Genomic DNA, 244 nt, shown 5'->3' with positions numbered 1-244 from the left:
TTCTGCGTCGCGTAATCGACATGCACGATGCCGAAGCGGCGCTCGTATCCGAATGCCCACTCGAAGTTGTCCATCAGCGACCACAGGAAATAGCCGCGTATATCGACGCCGGCGTGGGTAACGCCGACCTGCAGCCGGAGTACAGCCGTACCCGTACGCTGGGTTTCGTCTACAGCCCGCACTTCGTCGAAGGCCTGGACTTCTCGCTGGACTGGTACAAGATCTCGATCTCGAACGTCATCAC

Annotated in this window: 1 protein-coding gene and 1 pseudogene; one reads left to right on the top strand and one right to left on the bottom strand. The window is 59.0% G+C overall.

The window, feature by feature from the left end; all coding sequences use genetic code 11:
• A pseudogene (locus SB822_RS59895) lies at positions 1 to 113 on the bottom strand (family 1 glycosylhydrolase); the annotation flags it as partial.
• Between SB822_RS59895 and SB822_RS59890 the strand changes: the two are divergent.
• Positions 114 to 244: TonB-dependent receptor (locus SB822_RS59890; RefSeq protein ID WP_410859484.1), on the top strand; the 131-nt coding region annotated here is incomplete at its 3' end.

The sequence above is a fragment of the Paraburkholderia sp. SIMBA_054 genome (assembly GCF_046534875.1).
GTDB lineage: Bacteria > Pseudomonadota > Gammaproteobacteria > Burkholderiales > Burkholderiaceae > Paraburkholderia > Paraburkholderia hospita.
Note: the sequence above shows the minus strand (reverse complement) of the source record. Positions and strands in the feature narration are given on the sequence as shown.